The organism is Microbispora siamensis (assembly GCF_016863095.1).
Taxonomy (GTDB): Bacteria; Actinomycetota; Actinomycetes; order Streptosporangiales; family Streptosporangiaceae; genus Microbispora; species Microbispora siamensis.
Genome location: NZ_BOOF01000013.1, coordinates 26,264 through 52,377, shown reverse-complemented (window position 1 = coordinate 52,377; position 26,114 = coordinate 26,264). Strand labels below are relative to the sequence as shown.

The 26,114-nt window shown below is 71.3% G+C and carries 21 protein-coding genes; 12 read left to right on the top strand and 9 right to left on the bottom strand.

Annotated elements, in window-relative coordinates; translation table 11 throughout:
- The first annotated feature begins 150 nt into the window (after positions 1–150).
- Positions 151–2,223 (top strand): DNA gyrase/topoisomerase IV subunit B, encoded by a 2,073-nt coding sequence (locus Msi02_RS13960; RefSeq protein WP_079312373.1) that lies wholly within the window; start codon positions 151–153, stop codon positions 2,221–2,223.
- 182 nt (positions 2,224–2,405) lie between these two features.
- On the opposite strand, the gene Msi02_RS13955 is transcribed toward Msi02_RS13960, so the two are convergent.
- Positions 2,406–2,900 carry a beta-class carbonic anhydrase gene (locus Msi02_RS13955; protein WP_204048760.1) on the bottom strand — a complete coding sequence of 165 codons (495 nt, stop codon included), beginning with the start codon at positions 2,898–2,900 and terminating at the stop codon, positions 2,406–2,408.
- A gap of 125 nt (positions 2,901–3,025) precedes the next feature.
- Between Msi02_RS13955 and Msi02_RS13950 the strand changes: the two genes are divergently transcribed.
- Positions 3,026–3,571 (top strand): GNAT family N-acetyltransferase, encoded by a 546-nt coding sequence (locus tag Msi02_RS13950; RefSeq protein WP_204048759.1) that lies wholly within the window; start codon positions 3,026–3,028, stop codon positions 3,569–3,571.
- Here Msi02_RS13950 and Msi02_RS13945 read toward each other — a convergent pair.
- From Msi02_RS13945 to Msi02_RS13935, 3 genes are all read right to left on the bottom strand, one after another.
- On the bottom strand, positions 3,543–3,866 hold the full coding sequence (locus Msi02_RS13945) for a hypothetical protein (protein ID WP_204048758.1): 324 nt from the start codon (positions 3,864–3,866) through the stop codon (positions 3,543–3,545). The genes Msi02_RS13950 and Msi02_RS13945 overlap by 29 nt on opposite strands.
- A 15-nt stretch (positions 3,867–3,881) precedes the next feature.
- On the bottom strand, positions 3,882–4,892 hold the full coding sequence (locus tag Msi02_RS13940; RefSeq protein WP_204048757.1) for an SPFH domain-containing protein: 1,011 nt from the start codon (positions 4,890–4,892) through the stop codon (positions 3,882–3,884).
- Between the two features lie 393 nt (positions 4,893–5,285).
- Positions 5,286–5,786, bottom strand: coding sequence for a beta-class carbonic anhydrase (locus Msi02_RS13935; protein ID WP_204048756.1), 501 nt, complete (start codon positions 5,784–5,786; stop codon positions 5,286–5,288).
- A 134-nt stretch (positions 5,787–5,920) separates the two neighbouring features.
- Here Msi02_RS13935 and Msi02_RS13930 point away from each other — a divergent pair, with 134 nt between their 5' ends.
- Complete coding sequence (locus Msi02_RS13930; RefSeq protein WP_204048755.1) at positions 5,921–6,295, top strand: VOC family protein; 375 nt, start codon at positions 5,921–5,923, stop codon at positions 6,293–6,295.
- A 4-nt stretch (positions 6,296–6,299) separates the two neighbouring features.
- Here the strand turns inward: Msi02_RS13930 and Msi02_RS13925 are convergent, their stop codons facing one another.
- Positions 6,300–6,587 (bottom strand): hypothetical protein, encoded by a 288-nt coding sequence (locus tag Msi02_RS13925; RefSeq protein ID WP_204048754.1) that lies wholly within the window; start codon positions 6,585–6,587, stop codon positions 6,300–6,302.
- Between the two features lie 2 nt (positions 6,588–6,589).
- Positions 6,590–7,063, bottom strand: coding sequence for a DUF2269 family protein (locus tag Msi02_RS13920; RefSeq protein WP_079312357.1), 474 nt, complete (start codon positions 7,061–7,063; stop codon positions 6,590–6,592).
- Positions 7,064–7,339: 276 nt separating this feature from the next.
- Between Msi02_RS13920 and Msi02_RS13915 the strand changes: the two genes are divergently transcribed.
- Positions 7,340–8,308, top strand: a complete 969-nt coding sequence (locus tag Msi02_RS13915) for a GlxA family transcriptional regulator (RefSeq protein ID WP_204048753.1) — start codon at positions 7,340–7,342, stop codon at positions 8,306–8,308.
- Between the two features lie 73 nt (positions 8,309–8,381).
- On the opposite strand, the gene Msi02_RS13910 is transcribed toward Msi02_RS13915, so the two are convergent.
- Entirely contained in the window at positions 8,382–10,910 is a 2,529-nt protein-coding gene (locus Msi02_RS13910) for a DNA gyrase/topoisomerase IV subunit A (protein ID WP_079312355.1), read from the bottom strand.
- A 213-nt stretch (positions 10,911–11,123) separates the two neighbouring features.
- Complete coding sequence (locus Msi02_RS13905) at positions 11,124–11,699, bottom strand: GNAT family N-acetyltransferase (RefSeq protein WP_204048752.1); 576 nt, start codon at positions 11,697–11,699, stop codon at positions 11,124–11,126.
- A 227-nt stretch (positions 11,700–11,926) separates the two neighbouring features.
- Here Msi02_RS13905 and Msi02_RS13900 point away from each other — a divergent pair, with 227 nt between their 5' ends.
- The 4 genes from Msi02_RS13900 (at position 11,927) to Msi02_RS13885 (ending at position 19,764) form a co-directional block, all read left to right on the top strand.
- A complete protein-coding gene (locus tag Msi02_RS13900; protein WP_204048751.1) occupies positions 11,927–12,310 on the top strand; it encodes an effector-associated constant component EACC1 in 384 nt (127 codons plus the stop codon).
- Positions 12,307–16,833 carry a caspase, EACC1-associated type gene (locus tag Msi02_RS13895; protein ID WP_204048750.1) on the top strand — a complete coding sequence of 1,509 codons (4,527 nt, stop codon included), beginning with the start codon at positions 12,307–12,309 and terminating at the stop codon, positions 16,831–16,833. The genes Msi02_RS13900 and Msi02_RS13895 overlap by 4 nt, the downstream gene beginning before the upstream one ends.
- Positions 16,834–16,938: 105 nt before the next feature.
- Positions 16,939–19,032 (top strand): RecQ family ATP-dependent DNA helicase, encoded by a 2,094-nt coding sequence (locus Msi02_RS13890; protein ID WP_204048884.1) that lies wholly within the window; start codon positions 16,939–16,941, stop codon positions 19,030–19,032.
- A 153-nt stretch (positions 19,033–19,185) separates the two neighbouring features.
- Complete coding sequence (locus Msi02_RS13885; protein ID WP_204048749.1) at positions 19,186–19,764, top strand: hypothetical protein; 579 nt, start codon at positions 19,186–19,188, stop codon at positions 19,762–19,764.
- A 72-nt stretch (positions 19,765–19,836) separates the two neighbouring features.
- Here Msi02_RS13885 and Msi02_RS13880 read toward each other — a convergent pair whose 3' ends face one another.
- On the bottom strand, positions 19,837–20,730 hold the full coding sequence (locus tag Msi02_RS13880; RefSeq protein WP_204048748.1) for a carbohydrate kinase family protein: 894 nt from the start codon (positions 20,728–20,730) through the stop codon (positions 19,837–19,839).
- Positions 20,731–21,007: 277 nt separating this feature from the next.
- Here Msi02_RS13880 and Msi02_RS13875 point away from each other — a divergent pair, with 277 nt between their 5' ends.
- The 4 genes from Msi02_RS13875 (at position 21,008) to Msi02_RS13860 (ending at position 26,106) form a co-directional block, all read left to right on the top strand.
- Positions 21,008–23,644: a bifunctional acetate--CoA ligase family protein/GNAT family N-acetyltransferase gene (locus tag Msi02_RS13875; protein ID WP_204048747.1), complete on the top strand. Its 2,637-nt coding sequence runs from the start codon at positions 21,008–21,010 to the stop codon at positions 23,642–23,644.
- Between the two features lie 121 nt (positions 23,645–23,765).
- Complete coding sequence (locus Msi02_RS13870) at positions 23,766–24,359, top strand: DUF5998 family protein (protein WP_079312347.1); 594 nt, start codon at positions 23,766–23,768, stop codon at positions 24,357–24,359.
- Positions 24,360–24,388: 29 nt separating this feature from the next.
- On the top strand, positions 24,389–25,561 hold the full coding sequence (locus Msi02_RS13865; RefSeq protein WP_079312345.1) for an alkaline phosphatase family protein: 1,173 nt from the start codon (positions 24,389–24,391) through the stop codon (positions 25,559–25,561).
- A 104-nt stretch (positions 25,562–25,665) separates the two neighbouring features.
- On the top strand, positions 25,666–26,106 hold the full coding sequence (locus Msi02_RS13860) for a MarR family winged helix-turn-helix transcriptional regulator (RefSeq protein ID WP_079312343.1): 441 nt from the start codon (positions 25,666–25,668) through the stop codon (positions 26,104–26,106).
- The last annotated feature ends 8 nt before the right edge of the window (positions 26,107–26,114 follow it).

Below are 26,114 nucleotides of genomic sequence, written 5' to 3'. Positions count from 1 at the left end.
GACTACGCCCAGAGCAGAATGATCCGTAAAGTGACGGGGATCACAGCGAAAGTGCCGGTCATTGTGCTGCGCCTGGCAAGCTTGTGCGCGTACAAACATGAGTGGCGTTAAGCTGCGTACGCGTGTTCGATTGATAAGTAGGAGCTGGGTGTGACTGCGGTTCGCGCGGAGACGGGGTACACCGCCCGTCATCTCTCTGTGCTGGAAGGCCTGGAGGCCGTCCGCAAGCGCCCGGGGATGTACATCGGCTCCACGGACACGCGCGGCCTCATGCACTGCCTGTGGGAGATCGTGGACAACGCGGTCGACGAGGCGCTCGGAGGCCACTGCACGCGGATCGAGGTCGAGCTGCACGCGGACGGCTCGATCGAGGTGCGTGACAACGGGCGCGGCATTCCCGTCGACATCGAGCCCAAGAGCGGCCTGGCCGGCGTTGAGCTCGTCTACACGAAGCTCCACGCGGGCGGCAAGTTCGGCGGCGGTTCCTACGGCGCCTCCGGCGGCCTGCACGGCGTCGGTGCCTCGGTGGTCAACGCGCTGTCCTCCCGCGTCGACGTGGAGGTCGACCGCGACGGCAAGGTCCACCAGATCAGCTTCCGCCGGGGCGTGCCCGGCGTTTTCGACGGCGACGGCCCGACCGCCAAGTTCCGCAAGAAGTCCGGCCTGCGCGACGGCGGCCCGGCCCCGCGCAATACGACCGGCACCCGCGTGCGCTTCTGGGCCGACCGGCAGATCTTCCTGCCTGAGGCGGAGGTCTCGCTCGACGAGATCCACGTGCGGCTGCGCCAGACGGCCTTCCTGGTGCCGGGGCTCACGCTCGTGGTGCGCGACGCCCGCGGCGAGGAGCCGGTCGAGGAGACGTTCCGCTTCGACGGCGGCATCAGCGAGTTCACCGAGTTCCTGTCCCGTGACGAGGCCGTCTGCGACGTGCTGCGGCTGCAGGGGGAGGGCCACTTCCACGAGACGGTCCCCGTGCTCGACGAGCAGGGCCACATGACGCCGACGGAGATCGAGCGGGAGCTCACCGTCGACGTCGCGATCCGCTGGGGGAAGGGCTACGAGACGACCGTACGCTCGTTCGTGAACGTGATCGCCACGCCGAAGGGCGGCACCCACGTCGCGGGCTTCGAGCGGGCGCTGGTCCGCACGGTCAACGAGCAGCTCAGGGAGACTCGGCTGCTGAAGAACGGTGACGAGCCGGTGACCAAGGAGGACATCCTCGAAGGGCTGACCGCGGTGGTCACCGTGCGGGTTCCCGAGCCGCAGTTCGAGGGCCAGACCAAGGAGGTGCTCGGCACCTCCGCGGCCAGCCGCATCGTCGCCCATGTGGTCGCCCGGGAGCTCAAGGCGCTGTTCGCCAACCCCAAGCGGGGGCAGAAGCAGCAGCTGCGCGCGGTGCTGGAGAAGGTCGTCGCCGCGGCCAAGGCCCGCATCGCCGCCCGCGAGCACCGCGACAACCAGCGGCGCAAGTCCGCCCTGGAGAACTCGGCGCTGCCCGCCAAGCTGGTCGACTGCCGCAGCGACGACGTGGACCGCAGCGAGCTGTTCATCGTCGAGGGTGACTCCGCGCTGGGCACGGCCAAGCTCGCCCGCGACTCGGAGTTCCAGGCGCTGCTGCCGATCCGGGGCAAGATCCTGAACGTGCAGAAGGCCTCGGTCGCCGACATGCTCAAGAACGCCGAGTGCGCCGCGATCATCCAGGTGGTCGGCGCCGGGTCCGGCCGCTCGTTCGACATCGAGTCGGCCCGCTACGGCAAGATCATCTTAATGGCCGACGCGGACGTGGACGGCGCGCACATCCGCTGCCTGCTGCTCACGCTCTTCCATCGCTACATGAAGCCGATGGTCGAGGCCGGGCGGGTGTTCGCCGCGGTTCCGCCGCTGCACCGCATCGAGGTCACCAACCCCGGGCGTGGCCAGGACAAGTACATCTACACCTACAGCGACGCCGAGCTGCACAAGGTCCTGCGCGACCTGGAGCGGCGCGGCAAGCGCTGGAAGGACCCCGTGCAGCGTTACAAGGGCCTCGGCGAGATGGACGCCGACCAGCTCGCCGAGACGACCATGGACCCCCGCCACCGCGTCCTGCGCCGCGTGCGGATCGAGGACGTGGAGGATGCCGAGCACATCTTCAACCTCCTCATGGGCAGCGACGTGGGCCCGCGCCGCGAGTTCATCATCGGCAGCGCCGCCGAGGTGGACCGCGACCACATCGACGCCTGACCGGCGCCCGGGCGCCACGCCGGGCACCGGCTCACCGTCGTGAGTTCGGCATCGCCGGCCGTTGGCGTAGTCGATCTCCGGGTAGCAGGCCACCCTCTGACGGAAGTAGCTCCCGGAGGGGATGATGATCGTTCCCCGGGTGCCGCTGCCCGACCCTGTGCAGCCGCCGGCCGGGGGCGGCGTCAGGGCTTGACCTCGCGCAGGCGCCCGGTCTCGACCTCGTAGACGAACCCCCGCACCGAGTCCTTGTGCGGGATGGAGGGGTCGGCCTTGATCCTGTTGATCGACTGGATGACGTCCGCGTCGAGGTCGGAGAACGCCTCGGCGGCCCAGTCGGGCCTGATCCCGACCTCGGCCTCGATGCCCCGGCGGAAGTCGTCATCGGTGAAGGTCAGCATGCCGCAGTCCGTGTGGTGGATGAGGATGATCTCCCGCGTGCCGAGCAGGCGCTGGCTGATGGCGAGGCTGCGCCGCTCGTCCGCGGTCACCACGCCGCCGGCGTTGCGGATGACGTGAGCGTCGCCCTCGGTCAGCCCGAGCAGGCCGTACACATTCAGTCGTGCGTCCATGCAGGCGACGACGGCCACCCCGCGCGCCGGTGGCAGCGGCAGGTGTCCCTTGTCGAAGCCCGCGGCGTACCGCTCGGCGTTGGCGAGGAGTTCGTCGGTGACGCTCATGTGGTGACCTTTCTGGTCGCGGGAGTCGCTGGCCCCACCTTTACCCGTTATTCCTACCAAGTCAATAGGTATCGTGACCGTCCGTGAGCTGAAGGTTTCCGGCGGTCATCTGTGATCATGGATTCATGGCATTTCTTGAACACGACCAGAAGAGCCGGGTGACCGTACGGCCGCTCACCGCCGAGGACGTCACCTGGGTGCGGGAGTTGTTCACCGAGCGGTGGGGAGGGGTCATATCGGTCAGCCGAGGCGTCGCCCACGACACGACCGAGCTTCCCGGATTCGTCGCGCTGCTCGACGGGAAACGCGCGGGCGTCGCCACCTACACGATCAGCGGCCGGGAGTGCGAACTCGTCACACTCGACTCCGTACGCGAAGGCGCCGGAGTGGGCACCGCCCTCGTGGAGGCCGTGGCCGGAGCGGCGCGCGCCGGGGGTGCCGTTCGACTGTGGCTGGTCACGACGAACGACAACCTGCGGGCGCTGCGTTTCTACCAGCGATACGGCTTCGACCTCGTCGCCGTGCACCGCGACGCCGTCGCCCGGTCGCGTGAGCTCAAGCCGTCGATCCCCGAGATCGGCCTCGACGGCATCCCGCTCCGCCACGAACTCGAACTCGAACTGCCCGCGAGCCTGCTCGGGGTCAGCCCGACTCGATCTCCAGAGTGCTGACCCGGTTGCGGGCCTCCAGCATGCCCTCCCGGTAGCGCTCGTCCCAGTCCGGGTCGTCGTCGCGGATGGCCCTGACCGTCTGCCTGGCGAGCTCCACCGGCCCGTTGGGGCCGGGAGCGACCTTGCGTACGACGATCAGGGTCCACCCGTTCTCCATGACCGTGTCGGCCTCCCAGTGGGGTGCGCCGGCCGCTTCCCGCTGGGACGCCGGCTTCCCACCGCGTACGAGCGTCACGAGCAGATACACGAGCACGGCGATGACGATGAGCGTCACCGGAAGGGCGAGCAGGCGCATGGGGGTCCCGGCTCCCTACTTGGTGGGCAGAGCGACGCCTCCAGTATTGCCCGGCGCGTACACCGTGATGCCCTGGGGCAGGGCCTTCAGCTTCTCGATCTCCGCGCACGTGGGGCACTTGTTGTAGCCGTCCTGCCGGGCCTTGTTGGCCTCCGCCTCGGCGCGCGCCTGGGCGACCTTCGCCTGCGCCTCGGTGACCTTGGCGAACGCGGCCTGCGCCTGGTTGACCGCCTCCTGGACCTCCGTGGGCAGGGTCACCCGCGAGAGGTTGAAGTGGATGCCGGTGAGGTAGTCGGCGCCGAGGGTCGACTTGAGGTCCTCGGCCAGGCTCGTGTTGACCGCGTTCTGGATCTTGGCGATGTTGGCGTTGTTGCCCTGCTGCGGCGTGCCCGCGTTCTGCTGGCCGGCGCTGTTGTTCTGCACGAGCGCGCAGGAGGAGACCAGTTCCGCGCAGCGGAAGTTGTTGATCTGGGTGCGCAGGTCGTTGTCGATCACCGGCCGGATGATCTGGTCGAGGAAGGCGGACCAGCCGTCGTCGCCCTCCCAGGGGTAGAAGGTCCCGCCGTTGGTGCTGCGGAACTTGCGCGTGCCGAACTTGTCGTCGAACGACTTCAGCGTCTGGTGGTCGAGGTTGAGGCCGAAGTAGAGCGTGCCCTCGATGCCCATGTTGACGCCGTCGCCGCTCGGCACGTTGACGACGTCGACACCGGACCGCTCGCCGTGTCCGGAGTCGGAGGTGATCGTGTAGAACCGCTGCTGGGCCGGATAGCGGTGCATCTGGGACCACCAGCCGATCCAGGTGACCCCGGAGCCCGGGTCGATGACCTGGCGGACCTTGTTGTCGTCCAGCGGGCCGCCGTCGCGGACGACCGCCACCTCGCCGCCGCTGGTGCGCTCGAACCCGCTGAACGCGCCGATCAGGGTCGGCGCACCGACGACGATGAGCGCGAGGATCACCAGGATGGCGATGCCACGATAGGACCTGCGCGACGTGCCGCCGGAGGCGGAGGAAGAGCGGCTGGGCATACGGGCTCCTTGGGGGGCGCCTCGGGACCGGTCACGGTACCGGGGGATGGCTCACGTGTCGTCGGCAGGAAAACGTAGCAGCCCGGTGCCCCGGTTCCGGGAGGGCCGCCATCTCCCACCTTCGCTGCCCTGGCGCGGCCCGGGTGGCCGCCGACCTGGGTGCGGCGACGCCTGGCCGCCCAGGGCGCCACCTTGATCCTGCATGGCCGCAACCCGGCCAAGGGCAAGGCGCTGCTGACCGGACTGCACGACCAGACCGGCGACGACACCGCTGCCCACACCCGCCTGCTGGAGGTCAACCGGCACCTCACCGGCGTGCCCTTCCCCACCACGCCACTCCCGGGGTGTCTGACCCTGCACACGCCGGAGGCGGCCTGTCGTACTGGGGTGGGATCAGAGCTCGACGGGCTGAAGCCGTCCCGTGTGCACGTCGTACAGCGCGCCGCCCACGACGAGGTCCTTGGGCAGGTAGGGGCTGGACTTGATGCGGGTGATGTCGTGCCGCAGCGCGGCCCTTTGGTCGGGAACGGTCTGGAACTCGAGGCTGCGGGTGTCGACGCCGTACTGGTCGGCGATGAGGTTGTGCACGTCCTCGTCGGTCGACTTGGACATCCGGCAGTCGGTGTGCGGCATGACCAGCACGCGGTCGACTCCGAGCAGGTAGACGGCGAGGACAAGGGTCCGCAGGACGTCGTCGGTCACGCGCGCGCCCGCGTTGCGCAGGATCTTCGCGTCGCCCGCGGTCAGGCCGAGCAGCCCGAGCGGGTCGATGCGGGAGTCCATGCACGTCACCACCGCGAGCCCGCGCGCCGCGCGGCCACTGAGGCCGGAGTGGGTGAACGCGCTCGCGTACTTCTCGTTGGCGTCCAGCAGGTCATCGAAAGCACCGGTCATGTCACAGATGTTGCCCGATGCCCCTCAATCGGTCATCGCGGGGCCGGTCTTTCGCGCACATCTCGCGGGTGGCCATCAGATCGACACCGGTATAGGTTTTTCACTGGTGTTGAATTCGAGGGAGAGGGGTCACCATGAGCGGTGTCGCGCGCATGCACTCGGTCGTGCTCGACTGCCCGGAGCCGAAGGCCCTGGCGGACTTCTACGCCGGGCTGCTCGGCTGGAAGGTCGCCTACGAGGAGGAGGACTGGGTCACGCTCGCGGGCGACGACCAGGCCCGCCTCGCCTTCCAGCGGGTCCCCGAGTACGCGCCTCCGGTCTGGCCGTCCGCCGAGCACCCGCAGCAGTTCCACCTCGACCTGACCGTGGACGACATGGCCGAGGCGGAGAAACAGGTGCTCGCCCTGGGAGCCGTCAGGCACGAGCACCAGCCCGACGAGGGACGCGGCTGGACCGTCTTCCTCGACCCCGCCGGGCACCCGTTCTGCCTGGTCGCCGGGTCGGACTGACGCGTCAGCCCAGGGAGCCCGAGGCGGCCTTCTCCCGCGGCGTACGGGCGAGGCGCCGCAGGACGAGAAGGCCGCCGATTCCCGGCAGCCAGGCCAGCGCCTTGCCGGTCAGGTCGCATTCGGCGTCGCGGGCGGCGGCCACGACGACGAACAGGTACGCGCAGCCGTGCAGGGGTCCGACGAGCGAGGAGACGGGCGGCAGGTGCACGGTGGCCAGATTGGCCAGCAGGACGGCCAGGGACCCCAGCTCGGCGGCGGCGGCGGCGCGCAGGGCGGAACGAGGGCGCGACATGGTCAGACTCCCGTGGTCGAGCCGGGACGGACGATCATCAGCACCGTGACGGCCGCCCACAGCAGGTTGAAGACGCCGGTCAGCATGGCGAGCCGCGCCACCCCGCCGCCGGCGTCGGCGGGCGCGGGATCCGCGGCGGTCAGCCGGGCGAGGACGGCGTCCTGACGCGGCAGGACCGCCAGGGCGAGGATCGCGGCCGCCGCGGCGGTGAGCAGGATGGACGCGATCACCCACGCGTCGCGCAGCACGCCGAGGCCGCTCGCCGTGGCGAACCCGAATACCGGTACGGCCAGGCCCGCGACGGCGTAGACGCGGCAGATTCGGTGCAGGACGCGGAGCGTGGCCACCCCGCCGGCCTGCGTGCCCTGCTCCGCGAGGCGACGAGCGGCGGAGGGGAACATGCTCGCCGCTACGGCGACCGGGCCGACCGCGAGGATCGCGGCGAGGACGTGAACGGCCAGGAAGAACTTGGTCATCGTGCGTGCCCCGATCAGCGGGCGGCGGGCGCGGCCGGACGGAGCAGCGCCCCCGCCGCTCCGGGAAGGACGATGTCGAACAGTACGAACTGGGCCGGCATCGGCATGTCTCCTCGTCGTCGGCAGTGCGGTCACCCACCGTAGGAGTACGGCCCGGCCTGGTCCCAGAGGCGAGAACGACAAAGACCAACGGATTCTCGCCAGCCGTCTTCACCTGAGGGTTCGTGAACAAGCGCTGGACCCACCGGTGGCGGGATTCCGTCTATCGTGGCGATCGTGCACACCGTCGCGATCCTGGCGCTGGACCATGTCGTGCCGTTCGACCTGGCGACCCCCATCGAGGTGTTCGGGCGCACCCGCCTGCCGGACGGCCGGCGGCCCTACCGGGTGCGGGTGTGCGGACCCGCCCCCGAAGTGGAAGCCGAGGCGTTCGCCCTGCGGGTGCCGTACGGTGTGGACGCGCTGGCCGAGGCCGACACGGTCATCGTCCCCGGCTGCTCGGAGCGGGCGGGGCCGCCCCCGCCCGAGGCGCTGGAGGCGCTGCGCGAGGCGGCCGCGCGGGGCACCCGCCTCGCCTCGATCTGCGTGGGGGCGTTCACGCTCGCGGCGGCCGGGCTGCTGGACGGCCTGCGGGCGACCACGCACTGGGCGGCGGCGCCCGCGCTGGCCCGCCGGTTCCCGCTGGTGGACGTGCGGCCGGACGTGCTCTACGTCGACAACGGGCAGGTGCTCACCTCCGCGGGCGCGGCCGCCGGGCTCGACCTGTGCCTGCACATGATCCGGCGCGACCACGGCTCGGCCGTCGCGGCCGACGCCGCCCGCCTGTCGGTGATGCCGCTGGAACGGGAGGGCGGTCAGGCCCAGTTCATCGTCCACGAGCACCCGCCGGTGCCCAGCGGTTCGCTGCTGGAGCCGGTGCTGGCGTGGATCGAGGACAACCTCGGTCGCGACCTCACCCTGCGGGAGATGGCGGCCCGCGGCGGGATGAGCGAGCGGACGTTCAGCAGGCGCTTCCGCCAGCAGACCGGCACCACTCCGCTGCAGTGGCTGCTGCGCGCCCGGGTCAGGCGAGCGCAGTATCTGCTGGAGAACACCGACCACGGCATCGAGCGCATCGCCGCACAGGCCGGCTTCGGGTCGCCGACCGCGTTCAGGGAGCGGTTCAAGCGGGTCGTGGGGACCACGCCGCAGGCGTACCGCTCCTCGTTCCACTCCCCGCTCCACCGGGGCTCCGCCGCCACCTGAACGCCGCAGGCAGGCGCCGGGACGGCGGCGCGGAGCTTACGAGACCCGCTCCACGCCCGCCCGCCCCCGCCTGTCACATGGGCGGCTCTTCGCCGCCGGTGTCGCCCGTGGTGGCCATGCCGCCCTCCGTCGCGGCGGCCACCTCACCGCCGTCCGCGCCGAGCGCGCCGCCGATCGCGGCGATGGCGTGCACGAGGCGCACACCCGAGCCGTCGCGGCGGCCGAGCTCCTCCGGCAGCGGCACCGGCTTGCCGGTCGAGGAGACCGCCTTGACCGGCGCCGGGCCGGCGTAGGCGAGCAGCAGGACGTCCTCGCCCTTCAGGAAGCGCTGGGCGCGCACGCCGCCGGTCGCCCGTCCCTTCGGCGGGAAGTCGGCGTAGTCGGAGACCTTGCCCGCGCCCATCTGGGTGCCGGGCAGGGCGGTGGAGGAGCCGGCGATCGTCACCACACGCGCCTCCCGCGTGGGATCGACCACGCCGAAGAAGACCACCTTCGCGTCGCCGTCGAGGCGCACGCCGGCCATGCCGCCCGCCGGACGTCCCTGGGGCCGTACGACGGAGGCGGGGAAGCGCAGGAGCTGCGCGTCGCTGGTGATGAAGACCAGGTCGTGGTCGGCGGAGGTCAGCTCCACGGCGCCGACCACCACGTCGCCGTCCCGCAGTCCGATCACTTCGAACTCGTCGCGGTTGACGGGGTATTCGGGCACGACCCGCTTGACGACACCCTGGCTGGTGCCGAGCGCGAGCCCCGGCCCGTCCGGATCGAGCGAGCCCAGCCCGACGACCTTCTCGTCCGGTTCGAGTGCGACGTACTCCGACACCGGATGCCCGCCGGCGAGCGAGGGCGGGTTGGCCGAGGGCGGCAGCGCGGGCAGGTCGAGCACCGAGACCCGGATCATCCGGCCCGCGGAGGTGACCACTCCCACCTCGCCGCGCACGGTCGAGCGGACCACCGAGACCAGCACGTCGTGCGCCGTGCGGTCGCCCTCGCCGGAGACCGGCGAGGCGTCGGTCGTACGGGCGAGCAGGCCGGTGGACGACAGCAGCACCAGGCAGGGATCGTCGGCCACCTCCAGCGGCACGACGGCGGTCCTGGCGGCCTCCGACGACTCCAGCAGGACCGTGCGGCGCGGCGTGCCGTACGTCTTGGCCACCTCGGCGAGCTCGGACGACACGACCTTGCGCAGCCGATCCTCGGAGCCGAGGATCTCGTTGAGCTCGGCGATGTCGGCCTGGAGCTGCTCCTTCTCCCGGTCGAGCTCCAGCTTGTCGTAGCGGGTGAGGCGGCGCAGCGGGGTGTCGAGGATGTAGTTCGCCTGGATCTCGCTCAGCTCGAAGGTCTCCATGAGCCGCGCGCGGGCCTGCGCCGAGTCGTCCGAGCCGCGGATCACCTGGATGACCTGGTCGATGTTGAGCAGCGCGATGATGAGGCCGTCGACCAGGTGGAGCCGTTCCTCGCGCTTGCGCAGCCGATATCGCGACCGCCTGCGCACCACGTCGAGCCGGTGGTCCACGTAGACCGACAGCAGCTCGCGCAGGCCGAGCGTGCGCGGCTGGCCGTCGACGAGGGCGACGTTGTTGATGCCGAAGGTCTCCTCCATCGGCGTCAGCCGGTAGAGCTCCTCCAGCACGGCCTCCGGGTTGAAGCCGTTCTTGACCTCGATGACCAGGCGCAGGCCCTTGTGCCGGTCGGTCAGGTCCTTGAGGTCGGCGATGCCGGTGAGCTTCTTCGCGTTCACCAGCTCTTTGATCTTTGTGACCACCCGCTCGGGGCCCACGTTGAACGGCAGCTCGGTGACGACGATGCCCTTACGGCGCGGCGTGGCCTGCTCGATCGTCGCCTTGGCCCGCATCTTGAAGGTGCCGCGGCCGGTCTCGTACGCATCCCTGACGCCGTTGAGACCGATGATCGTGCCGCCGGTCGGCAGGTCGGGGCCGGGGACGAAGCGCATGAGCTCGTCGAGCGTCGCGTTCGGCTTCCTGATCAGGTAGCGGGCCGCCGCGATGACCTCGCCGAGGTTGTGCGGGGCCATGTTGGTGGCCATGCCGACCGCGATGCCGGAGGCGCCGTTGACCAGCAGGTTGGGAAACGCCGACGGCATGACCGACGGCTCGGTCTCCTGGCCGTCGTAGTTGGGCTTGAAGTCGACGGTGTCCTCGTCGATCGACTGCACCATGAGCATGGCGGCCGGAGCGAGGCGGGCCTCGGTGTACCGCATCGCGGCGGGCAGGTCGTCGGGAGAGCCGAAGTTGCCGTGCCCGTCCACCAGCGGCAGGCGCATCGAGAACGGCTGCGCGAGCCGTACGAGCGCGTCGTAGATGGCCGAGTCGCCGTGCGGGTGGAGCTTGCCCATCACCTCGCCGACGACGCGGGAGGACTTGACGTGTCCGCGGTCGGGCCGCAGGCCCATCTCGCTCATCGAGTAGAGGATGCGGCGCTGGACGGGCTTGAGTCCGTCGCGCGCGTCGGGCAGCGCGCGCTGGTAGATCACCGAGTAGGCGTACTCAAGGAAGCTCGTCCGCATCTCCGCGGAGACGTCGATGTCGACGATCCGCTCCTCGAAGTCCTCGTCCGGCGGGGGTGTCGTCGTGCGTCGGGCCATGTCGTGGTTTCCTGCGTGTCGAGGAGCCGGACCCCGGCCGTCGGGACCGGGGAGGGCGAACGTGGGTGGTGAACATCCGTGGTGGTCATCCAGTGGTGGTCATCGAACATTCTGCCGAGAGTTCACCCTGTTCGCGACTCACCACCATACTGCCGGGCTCGTGCCCGCCGTCCCGGCTTCCCCGACGGGACAGCCTTTTCGGCCCCGGAACGGTCAGTCGCGGGGGCCGGCGCCGGGCCAGGGGCCGGGCGTCTCGCCCTCGTCCTCGTCGCCCGGCGCGTTCAGCTTCTCGTCGTAGATCCGGAAGCCCCGGGCCTTGTAGTTCGCCAGCGCGGCGGGCCCGTCGAGGGAGCAGGTGTGCACCCAGACCCGCCGGGTGGGCTCCCGTCTCGGCCAGCGCTCGGCAAGGTCCCAGGCGCGGGCCACGGCCTCGCCCAGCAGCCACCCGCCGAGGCCCTGCCCGATCGCGTACGGCAGCAGCCCGAAGTTGACGATCTCGACGCTGCCGCCGTCCTGGGCCACCAGTTCCGCGTATCCCGCCGGGGTGCCGCGCACCCAGGCCACCCAGGTCTCGACGCCCGGCCGGTCGAGCCAGTCCTTCCACTGCTTCCAGGTCCACGGCAGCCGGTTGGTCCACTGCCAGTCGCCGCCCACGGCGGTGTAGAGGAAGCGGCTGAACTCCGGGCTGGGGATCTCGGCGCGGACGACCTGCGCGGGGACCGCGGGCGGCCGTCCCGGCCGCAGGTCGGCGGGGCTGGTCTGTTCGAGATACCAGGTGGTCACGTCCATAACGGGACACATCAAACCACGACGCCCGCCCGGCTCCGTCCTGACCGAGACGGCGACGGGCGGTGCGGCACCCGCGGGAGTTGCTCTCCGCTTCGCTCCGATTCATCCTTGAGGCCGTGAGGCCGCGCTTTTACGGGGGTGCCGACTGCCGGCGTGTCAGAATGATTGTTTTCTGCGACGTCGACTAATCGGGATATACGGAACATATCTGGCCAAGGGGAGTCTCCGTGAGTGTTCTCGTGACCGTGTCAGGCGATAACCCCGCGGATCTGATCCGCGACCTGTATTCCTGGCTTTCCGAGGAACCCGAATTGCGAGGGCGCACCAGAATTCACGCGGACGCTGTTCCTGAAGGGGCCCTTGGTTCGCCCGCGGACGTGTTACAGCTGATTCTGGGCGCCGGGGGCGGCGCGGCCACCGCGGCCAGCGTGGTGATCGCCTGGCTGAACACTCGGTCGGGCGAAGTCACGGTGAAGCTGAGCCGGGGTGGGGACGACGGCGAGACCCTGGAGGTCACCGCCAAGGGAGTCAAGGGTCTCGACCCTGCCGGGGTCCGCGAGCTGGCCACGCAGATCGCCCGACTGCTCGACACCGCCCACCAGGACCGATGACCTCCGGAGAGAGCCCGCGCCTGCTGCTCTCCTCACCGGGGACCCGGGTGCTGCTGGTCGGTTCCGGCGCTTACGCCCCAGACTCGCTTCTCCCCGCGGTCGGCGCGGTGTCGGACTCCGTCGCCGACCTGGGGCGATGCCTGGTGGAGCGGTCGGGGCTCGACCCGGCCGCCCTGACCATCGTGGTCGATCCCGCCGGCCCTGTGGAGTTCGGCAACGCCCTGGTCGAGGCGGCCGCACAGGCCACCAGTGCCCTGGTGGTCTACTACCTGGGCCACGGCCTGCTCGACGCGGACAACGAGCTTCATTTGGCCACGTACGCGACCGTGGACCTGACCAAGGGCATTGCGGAACACCAGGCGCTGCCGTACTCGACACTCAGGAAAGCCCTGATGCAGTGCGCCGCTCAGGTGATCGTGGTCGTGATGGACTGCTGCTTCTCCGGGCGGGCCACCGCCCCGGCGACGGGGGATGCCGGTCGGCGGTTACGCGACGCCACCCCGCGAGGCACGTTTTTGCTGGCCGCCACCACTCGCGACGCCCTGGCCTGGGCCCCGGCAGGGAAGCGTCACACCGCCTTCACCGGCGCGCTGATCGACCTGCTGACCGTGGGCGATCCCACCGCGCCGGAGGCGCTCACACTGGACGACGTCTACCGGTACCTTGCGCGGACCCTGCGCGAGCGCGGCTTCCCCACCCCCAGCCGCCAGGCGACCGACCACGGCGACTGGCAGCCCATCGCGCTCAACCCCGCCCGTGCGACGGCCAGCACGGCGGACAGGGAGGCTGCGGGGTTCAGCCCGTACCGGGGACTGGCCGCCTACGAGCCGGAAGACGCGGAGTACTTCTTCGGCCGTGCGGAGTTGACCAATGTGCTGGTCGACCGGGTGGCGGCTCAGGTCACCGCCCGGGGCCCGCTCGTCGTGACAGGCCCGTCCGGCTCGGGCAAGTCCTCGGTGCTGCGCGCTGGCCTGATCCTGGCCCTGCGCCGCTCGTCTCGCACGGAGGTCATCTTGATGACCCCCGGTGCGGACCCGGTGGGGACGCTGGTGGCACGGTTCGCCCGCCTCACCGATGCGAACCCGGCAGACCTGCGCGAGCGGGTGGAGCGGGAGCCCGCCGCCCTGGACGGCGTCGTCAGGGAGGCGATGGGCGACCGCCAGGCGGTCATCCTGGTCGACCAGTTCGAGGAGATGTTCACCGCCTGCCCGGACGAACGGCAGCAACGGATCTTCGTACGTGCTCTGCACGCGCTGTGCCGCAGGCCCGCGGGTCCGGTGGACACCCTCGCGGAGGAACCAGCGGGGGAGGCGCCCGCCGCCGTGGTGGTCATCGGCGTACGGGCCGACTTCTTCGGGCACTGCGCTGCCCATCCCGAGCTGGTGCCTGCGCTGGAACACGCGGTGGTCGTCAGCCCGATGACCCCGCGCCAACTGCGTCAGGCGATGGAAGTCCCCGCGCGGAGGGCCGGGCTCGTCTTCGAACCGGGCCTGATCGAGCTCCTCCTGGACGACATCGGCACCGGCTCGTCCGAGCACGCGGCCCCGGCAGGCGCCGCCGTGTTGCCGTTGCTGTCACACGCCCTGCGCGTCACCTGGGAGCGCCGGGAAGGCCGGACGCTGACGATGGCCGGTTACCGTGCCGCCGGGCGCATCTACGGGGCCCTCGCCCGCACGGCCGACGCCGCCCTCGATCAGCTCGATCCGCCCGAACGCCAGGTCGCCCGCCGGATGTTCACCCGCCTGGTCCGGGTCGGCGAAGGCCAGGACGACACCCGCCGCACGCTGCCGTCGGCCGACCTGCTTCCCCCAGCACGTTCCCCTCGGTACGCCACCGCACGCCGGGTCCTGGACCACTTCGTCCGCGCCCGCCTGCTGACCGTGGATGCGGACGCCGTACAGATCGCTCATGAGGCCTTGATTCGCTCATGGCCGCAGCTGCGCCGGTGGATCGAGGCCGACCGGGCCACCCTGCTGATCCATCAGCAGCTCAGCGAGGATGCCGCCGAATGGCGGCGGCACGACCGGGACCCCGCATACCTCTACCGGAGCACCCGCCTGGCGGCCGCACGGCAGGCCTCCCAGGTCTGGCGGGACGACCCTGGCCGCTACCCGCCCCTTCCCGACGTCGCGTGGCGCTTCCTGGAAGCGAGCCGCAGCGCGGAGGACCGCCGCACCCGCAGGGGACGCCGGACCATGGTCGCGTTGGCCGCGCTGCTGAGCCTGACCCTCGTCGGCGCCGGAACCGCTGGCGTGCTGGCGGTCAGGGCCGCGAAGGAAAGCGCGGACTCCCTGTCGCGCCAGCTCGCCGCCCAGAGCGAGAGCGTCGGTGACAGCGACATCACCCTGTCGCGCCAGCTCAGCACCGCGGCCTGGCACATCTCGCACACCCAGGAAGCCCGGCTGAGCATGCTCAAGGCACTCCTCAGCCCGCAACGCGCGATGTTGACGGAGGACTACAGCAGCGTTGCCAACACAACCGTGGGTCAAGTGACGGCGATGCGGTTCCTTCCCGGGGGCTCCCGCCTGGTCACACAGATGTACGAAAGGATCAAGGTGTGGGATGCGGTCACAGGCAGAGAGAACCGCCTGCCGGGTGTCGATCACGCCAGCGCCATCCTCTACGACTCCGAAGGGTTTCGCCTGGTCGCCCAGGGTGAGGATCGCGCCACGCGGCTGTTGGATGGAAAGACCGGCAGGGCGATCTCCACACTGGACGGCCTCACCGCTCCGAACGCGGTCGTGGTCAGCTCCGACAGTTCTCGCTTCGCCAGTAAGGAAGACAACACCATCCGTGTGTGGGAGGGAAAGACCGGCAAGGCACTCGCGACAGTGAAAGGTAAGTCACTGCGTGAGTTCAGGTTGAATCCCGATGGCAGCCGTGTGGCCACCAGCGACGGGGACAGTGCCTCGAGGCTGTGGGACGCCGCCAGCGGTAAGGGGATCGCGACCTTGGGCCGCTTCGAGGACCCATTCATGTTCAGTCCCGACGGCTCCCGCCTGGCCACCGTCGGCCTTGGCGGTGTGGCACTTTTGCGTGATGGCAGGACGGGCAAGCTGGTGGCCACGCTCGGCAGCTCCGGTGGCGGTGAAACTCCACTCGGTTTCACTTTTGACAGCTCTCGCCTCATCACCGCGGGCAGCGACAACAGCGTCCGGTTGCGGGATGGGAAGACCGGTAAGGCGGTCGCCGTCCTCAACGGTCACAACGGTCCGGTGAACTGGATCACTTCCAGCCCCGACAGCTCTCGTCTGGCCACAGCCGGCAGTGACAACACCATCCGGTTGTGGGATGGGAAGACCGGTAGGGCGGTCGCCGTCCTCACCGGTCATAACGGGCCGGTGAACGTGGTCGCCTTCAGCCCCAGCGGCTTTCGCCTGGCCAGTGGGAGCAGCGACAACACTGTCAGGGTGTGGGATGTGGGAACCGCCAGCGCGATCGCGGTGCTCAGAGGACACATAGGGCCGGTCACGCGGGTCGAGTTCAGCCCTGACGGCTCCCTTCTGGCCACCTCCGGTGACGACTGGACCGGCAGGTTGTGGAATGTAGCCCTCGGCGAAGCGACCACCCTTGGACAGAGAGGGTCGGTCACCGCGGTGGCCTTCACGTCTGACGGCTCCCGCCTGGCCGCTCTGAGCGACAGGATCTGGATGTGGGACCTGGCACGGGGCAGCGTGATCGGCAGCATGGGCGACAGTGAGGCCGATGCGATCGCGTTCAACGAGAGCCGCTCCCGTCTCGTCATCGTCGGCCGCCAGGGGGAGGCGCGGCTGTGGGATGTGAGCGCGAGCAAGGAGATCGGCACCTTGGACCTCGGCCAGAGCGTGCGAAGGGCAGCGATCAACAATGGCTCCCGCCTGGCTTTCGTTCCCCGTGCGGGTGATCATGCCGTGCACCTTTGGGACGTCGCCCGAAGTAGAGAGATCGCGGCACTGGGCCACGAATACGGGGTGGATGCGCTTGCCTTCAGTCCTGACGGGTCTCGTCTGGCCACTGCCGATGGTTACGACATCCGGCTCTGGGATGCGAACACGGGCAAGGCGATCACCTCTTTCAGCGGGGATGAGGCCCACTACGTCAATGCGGTCGCCTTCAGCCCTGACGGCAGTCTCCTGGTCACTGCGGGTGATGACACCACCGTCCGGGTGTGGGATGTAGCGACGGGCGAGGTGGTCGCGGTTCTCACCGGTCACACCGGTCCGGTAAAGGCGGTCGCCTTCAGCGATGACGGGGCTCACCTGGCCACTGCGGGTGATGACACCACCGTCCGGGTGTGGGATGTGGCGTCGCGCGAGGTGGTCGCCGTTTTCACCGGTCACACCGGTCCGGTAAAGGCGGTCGCCTTCAGTCCTGACGGGTCTCGTCTGGCCACCGCCGGTGAAGACACCACGATCCGGGTATGGAATATAGACCTTCCGCCCGATCCGTTCTCCGCCGTCTGCGCCCTGACGGATACCCCTATGAGTGAGGCGGACTGGGCGCGGTACCTGGGTGACACGCCGTACCGGAAAGTGTGCCCGTGATCACCCGTGCGTCCGGCGTCCCGCGCTCCTGTCGCTCCGTCGGCCGCCTGGCGGAAACGGTCGGCCGGACCTGGTACCAATGGGCGGGTGAGCGAAGAAGAGGTGATGCTGCGGGAAGAGGCCGAGGCCCGGCTGCGGGCGCTCGCCGGCGATCACGCGCGGCTGCGCGACGACCAGTGGGCCGCCATCAAGGCCCTGGTCATGGACCGCAGGCGTGCGCTGGTCGTGCAGCGCACCGGCTGGGGGAAGTCGGCCGTCTACTTCATCGCGACCGCGCTGCTGCGCGAGCTCGGGGAGGGGCCCACGGTCATCGTCTCCCCGCTCCTGGCGCTGATGCGCAACCAGATCGCCGCGGCCGAGCGGGCCGGCATCCACGCCGAGACGATCAACTCGGCCAACCCCGAGGAGTGGGAGAAGGTCTACGGCCAGGTCGCCGAGGGCGTGGTCGACGTGCTGCTGGTCAGTCCCGAGCGGCTGAACAACCCCGACTTCCGCGACAACGTGCTGCCCGAGCTGGCCGGCAGCGCGGGACTCCTGGTGATCGACGAGGCCCACTGCATCTCCGACTGGGGGCACGACTTCCGGCCCGACTACCGCAGGCTCCGCACCCTGCTGGCCGAGCTGCCGCCGGGCATCCCCGTGCTGGCCACGACGGCCACCGCGAACGCCCGGGTCACCCGTGACGTGGCCGAGCAGCTCGCCGTCACGCAGGAGTGGGACGAACTGCCCGGCGGCGAGGTGTTCGTCCTGCGCGGCCCGCTGGAGCGCGAGAGCCTCCACCTGAGCGTCGTACGGCTGGGCGGCGCCGACCAGCGGCTCGCCTGGCTGGCCAGGACGCTGCACGAGCTGCCGGGCTCCGGCATCGTCTACACGCTGACCGTCGCCGCGGCCCAGGAGATCGCCGCGTACCTGCGGGAGCAGGGCCACACCGTCGCCGCGTACACGGGGCAGACCGAGCCGGCCGACCGGCTGGCGGCCGAGGAGGACCTGCTCGCCAACCGGGTCAAGGCCCTGGTGGCGACGTCGGCGCTGGGAATGGGCTTCGACAAGCCCGACCTCGGCTTCGTCGTCCACGTGGGCGCGCCCGCCTCGCCCGTGGCGTACTACCAGCAGGTGGGCCGGGCCGGGCGCGGCGTCGAGCGGGCCGAGGTCATCCTGCTGCCCGGTCCCGAGGACCGGGAGATCTGGGCCTACTTCGCCTCGCTCGCCTTCCCGCCGGAGGGCGTGGTCAGGGCGACGCTGGAGGCGCTGTCCGAGGGGGGAGTGCTGTCCACCGCCGCCCTGGAGACGAGGGTCGACCTCAGCCGGAGCCGGCTGGAGATGATGCTCAAGGTGCTCGACGTGGACGGCGCCGTACGCCGGGTCAAGGGCGGCTGGGAGGCCACCGGCGAGCCGTGGAGCTACGACGCCGAGCGCTACGCCCGGGTGGCCGCCGAGCGCCGGGCGGAGCAGGAGGCCATGCTCGGGTACATCGCGACCACCGAGTGCCGGGAGCAGTACCTGCGCCGTCACCTCGACGACGAGTCCGCGGCGCCCTGCGGCAGGTGTGACAACTGCACCGGCGCCCACCGTTCCGCCGAGGTGCCTGACGAGGCCGTCCGGGCCGCCCAGCAGCGGCTCGCGCGCCCCGGCGTCGAGATCGAGCCGCGCCGCCAGTGGCCCACCGGACTGCCGGACCTGAAGGGGCGGATCAAGCCGGAGCTGTGCGCCGAGCCGGGCCGCGCGCTCGGCCGCCTGACCGACATCGGCTGGGGCACCCGGCTGCGCGAACTGTTCGCGGCGGGGGATGGGCCGGTCCCCGACGACGTGTTCGCGGCCGTGATCGAGGTGCTGAAGACGTGGGAGTGGGAGCGGCGCCCGGTCGCGGTGGTCGCGGTGCCGTCGGGCACGCGGCCGGTGCTGGTCGGGTCGCTCGCCGAGCGGCTCGCCCGGGTCGGCAGGCTGGAGTATCTCGGGACACTCGGTTATCGCGACGGGTCGCCCGCCGCCAGGCACAACAGCGCCCAGCGGGTGGCGGCCATCCGGGGGACGCTCGCGATGCCGCGTGACGTCGCCGCGAGGATCGCGGCGGCGGGCGGGCCGGTGCTGCTGGTCGACGACCGCGTGGACAGCGGATGGACGATGGCGCTGGCCGCCGCCCAGGTCCGTCACGCCGGAGCGCCCGCCGTGCTGCCTCTGGCCCTGGCCGTCACCAGCTGACCACCTCCCGCGTCCCCGGCTGGACGGGTCATGTCCGGGGCGCCCCTGACGCGCGGGAGCGGTGGGCCGAGGCCGGGCTCGGGGACGGGTCAGGGGTGAATCAGGGGCGTCACCCCATCCCGGCGGCGTGCCACGGCCTGCACACTCGTCGCCATGAGATCACTTGTTGCGGCTCCGCTCCTGGTCGGCGCGTACGGCGTCGCCCGGATCATCGACGGTCTCGACGGCAGCCGGGGACCCGGCCCGGCCTGGACCGTAGGGCACCTGTTCTTCCTGGCCGCGTTGGTCCTCTTCGTGCAGATCTTCGGGCGGCTCCGGACGATGGCCGGTGGCGGCGTGACGGCCACGGCGGGGTACGCGGCCGGCCTCGCCGGTGCGCTGGCGCTGGCCGCGCAGTTCGTGATCGACATCGTGGTGGGCTTCCTGTCCGCCGACCACGACGCGATGGGGCCGCGTTTCGACGCCGTCAAGGCGATCCCGGGCGTCGAGCCGGTCGTCTACACCGTCGTGCCGTTCCTGTTCTACGTCGGCATGGTCGCGCTGGTCGCCCGGCTCGCCGCGGGGCGCCGGGTGCCGTGGTGGAGCCCGGCGCTGGTGCTCGTGCAGGCCGTGCTCCCGCTGGCGAACAAGGATCTGATCCCGCTGGGAGCGGCGCTGCTCCTGCTGGCCTTCGTGCCGCTGCTGCGCCTGCGGCCCGCGCAGCCGGTCGTGCTCGCGCGAAGCCCGTTCTGAGCCGCGCCCCTCTGAGCCGCGCCCCTCTGAGCCGCGCTCCTCTGAGGCGGGCCGTTCTGGCTGACGTGGAGGTCAGAGGCGGGGGCGGGCGCCGAGGTTGGAGATGCACTTGGCGGCGAGGGCGTTGCCCGCCGCCAGCGCCTCGGCGGCCGGCTTGCCGTCCAGCCAGACGGGCAGGAAGCCGGCGGCGAAGGCGTCACCGGCGCCGGTGCCGTCCACCACCCGGTCGACGACCTCGGCGGGCGCCCGGACCGGTTCGGGACGGGTGTTGGAGTACCAGAGTGAGCCCTCGGCGTTGAGCTTGATCACGACCTGCGGGAACCAGGCGGTCAGCACCTTGGCCGCGGCGGCGGCGTCGTCCCTGCCGGTGAGCACCTTGGCCTGGTCGGCGTTGGCGAACAGCAGCTTCGCGCCGTCGGTCCACTCGAGGAACGGCTCGGCGCCGGTCCGCTCCAGCGGGGCGGCGGAGGCGCAGTCCACGGAGATCGACATGCCGGCGCGCCGGGCCATGTCGAGCGCGGCGAGGCCGGCGTCGCGCGATCCTTCGTTGATCAGCGTGTAGCCCGACATGTGCAGGTGGCCGCCGGCGGTGAACAGGTCGCGCGGCAGGTCCTCGGGGGACAGCGCGGCGTTGGCACCGGGGTCGGACAGCATGGTCCGCTCGCCCTTGTGGGTGACCAGCACGACGCAGGTGCCGGTCGGCCGCTCGGGGTCCATGACGAGCCGGGCGTCCACGCCGTACCCCATGAGTTCCATGTCGCGGTTGCGGCCGGTGATGTCGGCGCCGCGGCGGCCGATGAAGGCGACCTCCGAGCCCTCCACGGCGAGCCAGGAGGCGATGTTGGCGCCGGAACCGCCACCGTGCATGGTCACGACCGCCGGGGTGTCGCTCGCCCTAGCAAGAGGGAACTTCGCGCGGGCGACCGCGTCCGTCATGAGATCGCCCACCACGACGACCCGCGTCATGATGTCACCACCTTGCCAACTGCTTGTGGAGGTGAGCCATGCCCTAGGAGGGGCGGCGTCCTCTCCGTGCTGTGAGGCTGACGTCCAGAAACCTAACAGCTTCCAGGGGCGTCGTGGGGTGGAGAGCGGACAGACGGGCACAGTCGATGCACAAGCGTTGCCCAACTTGCCGCGTCAGGGCTGGTAGATCCCCTATAAGGGGGATTCGAAAGCGGGTCCGACAGCCGTAAGGAATCTCTCAATACGGGCCAAGCCGGACACCGCTAGCCTCGATTGTGTGCACCCTCAGTACCCCGCCCACTGGGAGGCGGACGTCGTGCTGTCCGACGGCGGCACCGCCCACGTCCGCCCGATCAGGCCGGACGACGCCGGCATGCTGCGCTCGTTCTACTCGCGCCTGTCCGCGGAGTCCATCTACTTCCGGTACTTCGGGCCACGACCCCGGCTGACCGACAAGGACGTGGTCTGGTTCACCAACGTCGACTACGACAACCGGGTCGCGCTCATCGCCACGATCGGCACCGAGATGGTCGCGGTCGTACGGTACGACCGGGTGCAGCCGCGCGACCACGCCGAGGTGGCCTTCCTGGTCGAGGACGCCCACCAGGGCAGGGGCGTGGCCGGGGTGCTGATGGAGCACCTGCGGGCCGCCGCGCGCGAGCGCGGGATCAAGACCTTCATCGCGGACGTGCTGCCGGGCAACCACCGGATGATGGGCCTGTTCCGCCAGGCCGGCTACACGGCGCAGAGCCAGTTCGAGGACGGCGTCGTGCGCATGACGCTCGACCTGTCCAGCACCGAGACCGCGCTGGAGGTCCGGCTCGCCCGCGAGCACCGCGCCGAGGCGCGCTCGATCGCCCGCCTGCTGACCCCGGAGTCGGTCGCGGTCATCGGCGCGAGCCGCGAACCGGGCGGGATCGGCCAGACGGTCCTGCGCAACCTGCTCGCCGCCGACTTCACCGGCCCCGTCTACCCCGTCCACCGGCACGTACGGGCCGTGGCCGGCGTACGGGCCTACCGCAGCGTGTCGGCCATCGACGGCGACGTGGACCTCGCCGTGCTGGCGGTCCCCGCCGAGGGCGTGCTCGAACTGGTCGGGGAGTGCGCGGAGAAGGGCGTGAAAGGCCTGGTCGTGGTCTCCTCCGGGTTCGGCGAGACCGGGCCGGAGGGCCGGGCCCGCCAGGAGGAACTGGTCCGCATCGCCCGGGCGTACGGCATACGGGTGGTGGGACCCAACTGCCTCGGCATCGCCAACACCGACCCCGCCGTACGGCTCAACGCGACGCTCGCCGCGACCCTGCCGGGGCGGGGGAGGGTCGGCTTCTTCAGCCAGTCGGGCGCGCTCGGCACCGCCCTGCTGCAGCGGGTGGCGCAGCGCGGGATGGGCATCTCGACGTTCGTCTCGGCGGGCAACCGGGCCGACGTGTCCGGCAACGACCTCCTGCAGTACTGGGAGGAGGACCCGGCGACCGACGTGATCCTGCTCTACCTGGAGTCCATCGGGAACCCGCGCAAGTTCACCCGGCTGGCCCGGCGGATCTCCCGGTCGAAGCCGATCGTGGTGGTCAAGTCGCGCGGCGTCCCCGGGGGGCACCGCGCGCCCGTGCTCGCGCTGCCCGACACCGCGCTGAGCTCGCTGTTCGCGCAGGCGGGGCTCATCAGGGTGGACGACCTGGTCCAGCTCTTCGACGTCGCCCAGCTCCTGGCCCACCAGCCGCTGCCGGCCGGGCCGCGGGTGGGCGTGGTCGGCAACTCCGACGCGCTCACGCTGCTCGCCGAGGAGGCCTGCGCCGGCGCCGGCCTGCAGCCGAGCCCGCCGGTGAACCTCGGCGCCCGCGCCGGCGCGACCGAGTTCGCCGAGGCGCTGCGGAGCGTCCTGCCCGAAGTGGACGCCGCCGTCGCGATCTACATGCCGCCGATCCCCGGCGACTGCCGCGAGGTGGCCGAGGCGCTGCTGGAGGCCGCGCGGGAGTCGGGCAAGCCGGTGCTGGCCACCTTCCAGGGCGAGCTGGGCATGCCGGCCGAGCTGCGTGTGGCGGGCGGCCCCGGCGACGACTCGCCCCAGCGCGGGTCGATCCCGTCGTACCCCGCCCCGGAGGAGGCGGTCCGCGCGCTGGCCCATGTCGTGCGGTACGCCCAGTGGCGCAGGCAGCCGCCGGGCACGGTCCCGTCCGTCGAGGGGATCGACACCGCCGCCGCGCGGGAGATCGTCGCCGCGGCCCTGGCCGGCGAGGGGGCGGACGGCGAGGAGCGGGAGATCGACGCGACCGCGCTGCTGGCCTGCTACGGCATCGAGGTGTGGCCGGCGCACGTCGCCGCCGACGCCGAGGAGGCCGTCGCCGCCGCCGAGCGGATCGGCTGGCCCGTGGTGGTCAAGTCGGCCGACCCGGAGGACGCCCGCCGCGCCGGCACCGTGCGCATCGGCCTCACCGAACCCGCCGGGGTCCGGCAGGCGTACGCCGGCCTTGCCGAGATCCTCGGGCCCGGCACTCCGCTCGCGGTGCAGCGCATGGCGCCGCAGCCCTCGGTGCCCACCGTCGTCGGCGTGACCCAGGACCGCTACTTCGGCGGGGTCGTCACGTTCGGCCTCGGCGAGGTCACCGCCCGGCTGCTCGGCGACCAGGCCTACCGCCTCGCGCCGCTCACGGCGGAGGACGCGGCGGGGCTGGTGCGGTCGGTCCGCGCCGCGCCGCTGCTGTTCGGCGAGTACGGCTACCAGGCGGTGGCCGTGGAGGCGCTGGAGGAACTGCTGGTGCGGGTGGGCCTGCTGGCCGACGCCCTGCCCGAGGTCGCCAGGATGGACCTCGACCAGGTCCTGGTGGGCGCGTCGGGAGTGGCCGTGCTGGGCGCGCGGGCCGTCCTGCGGCCCGTCACCGCGCTGCGTCCCGACGTCGGGCCGCGCCGTCTGAGCTGATCGGTGCCGTCTGAGCTGATCCCGGTGCTGTCCGAGCTGATCGGCCGGCGTCACGCCGTGGGCGGAAAACCCGTCCCGTCGGGGTGTGAAACAGGTGTCCCTTACAGGGCAGGATGGACCCATGAGGGAAACCCGAGTCTCCGCCGCGGGCTTGCGCGAGGCCATAGATCGCAGCGGCTACTACCCGGATCTGGTGGCCGACGCCGTCGACTCCGCGCTCGGCAACGAGCCGGTCACGGCGTACGTCGTGCATCACGAGGCCACGTTCGACCCGGCGATGGAGGTGCGCAGGCACGTCACGGTCCTGGTCCTTTCGCCCACCCGGCTGCTTGTCTGCCACACCGACGAGCACCCGCCGGCCGAGGGCATGCCCGCCTCGCACGCCTCCACCACCACCGAGGCGGTACGGCTCAGCCGCATCCAGTCGGTCGCCGTGACCAGGGTCGTGCCCGACCCCGCGTCGTACGTGCCGGGCGTCCCCCCGACGGAGGTCACGCTGACGATCGGGTGGGGCGCGATCTCCCACGTCGATCTCGAACCGGCGACCTGCGGCGACGAGAACTGCGAGGCCGATCACGGCTACACCGGCGCGATCACGGCCGACGACCTGTCCCTGCGGGTCAGCGAGGCGGCCGACGGTCCCGAGGCCGTCACCCACGTGCTGGCGTTCGCGAAGGCGCTGTCGGAGGCCACCGCCAAGGCCGCGACGACCTGACCGTCCCCCTCCAGCCGCCGGGAGGTGACGTGATCGACCCCCAGCCCTCGGGGGCTCCGCCCGGGGAGCCGTCCGTGGCGTCGCCGGCCGTGCCCGTGCCGTACGTGCCCGCGTACGGCACGGCCTCGCTGGCCGATCTGCCGGGCTCGCTGCTCGCCTCCCTCGGGCTGCCGGTCGGCAACACGCTGGCGCTCGAGCCGGCCCCGCGAGTGTGCCTGTTCCTCGTGGACGGCCTCGGGGCCGAGCTCCTGGCCGCGCACCCCGACGCCGCGCCGTTCCTGTCGGCCCATCTGCGGGGGACGCTCACGGCCGGCTTCCCCTCCTCGACCCCGACCAGCCTGGCCACCCTGGGCACCGGAGCCCCTCCCGGGGAGCACGGCATGGTCGGCATCCAGATGGCGGTCCCGGGGGAGGGGCGGCTGTTCAACTGCCTGCGCTGGACCGCCCCCGGCCTGTCGATCGACCCGGACGTGTGGCAGCCCGCGCCGACCGTCTACGAACGCATGGCGGCCGCGGGGGTCGAGCCCGTCTACGTGGCGCCCGCCTCGTTCGACGGCACAGGACTGACCCGCGCCGTCTACCGGGGCATGCGCTACCGAGCGGCCGAGAGCCCCGGCGAGCGCGTCGAGGCCGTACGGCAGGCGCTGCGCGAGACCACGTTCGTCACCGTCTACTACGGCGAGGTCGACCGCGTGGGGCACTTCAGCGGGTGGGGCGGCGGCGAGTGGCTCGAACAGCTCGCGGTCGCGGACCGCATGGCCGAGCGCATCGCCGAGGCGCTGCCGCCGGGTGCGGTCCTGTACGTCACGGCCGACCACGGGATGATCAACGCCGCCGACAAGGTGGACGTGGACCGCCGCGCCGACCTGCGGGAGGGCGTGCTCATGCTGGGCGGCGAGGCCCGCGCCCGGCACGTCTACACCTCCCCGGGCGCTGCCTCCGCCGTGCTGGAGACCTGGCGGGAGGCCCTGCGCGGGCGGGCCTGGGTGGTCACCCGCGAGGAGGCCGTCTCCGCGGGCTGGTTCGGCCGCCGTGTCCGCCACGAGTGGCTCGGCCGCGTCGGCGACGTGGTGGCCGTGCCGTACGGCGACTGCGTGATCGTGGCCTCGGCCCGGGAGCCGGTGGAGTCTTCCATGATCGGCTATCACGGCTCGTTGACCCCCGCCGAGCAGAACGTCCCGCTTGTGGAGATTCGCCGCTGACGCTCGTGCTGCTCTATCGCGGATCCGCTCGTCCTCCGATCGACAGTTCAGACTGCGCAGTTTCGGGTGTACAGTCTGGACTGTCTTTCTTGGGAGGGTACGCCATGAGCGAGGCCGTTTCGGCGGTGGCGGCGCAGGCGGCCGGCGACGCCTGGGTGGCGGTCAGCCGGCTCGTCCGGAGACTGAGGGAGCTGGACGGAGAGGGGGACCTGAGCTCCGGCCAGGTCTCCGTGCTGGTGCGGCTGGCCAAGCACGGCCCGGCGTCGGCCAGCGAGCTGGCCGCGGCCGAGCGGGTCAGGCCGCAGTCGATGGCGGCGATCGTCCAGGCGCTGGAACGGGCCGGTCTGGTGGAACGCCACCGCGATCCCGAGGACGGCCGGCGTCAGCTCGTCACGCTGACCGAACTGGGGCGCGAGCGCCGTCTGGACGACCGCAGGGCGCGTGAGGCGTGGCTGGCACGGGCGCTGCAGGAACACTGCACAGAAGCGCAGTTGCGCACGATCATCGAGGCGATGGCGCTGCTGGACGCCGTGGCCCAATCATGATCGGGCTC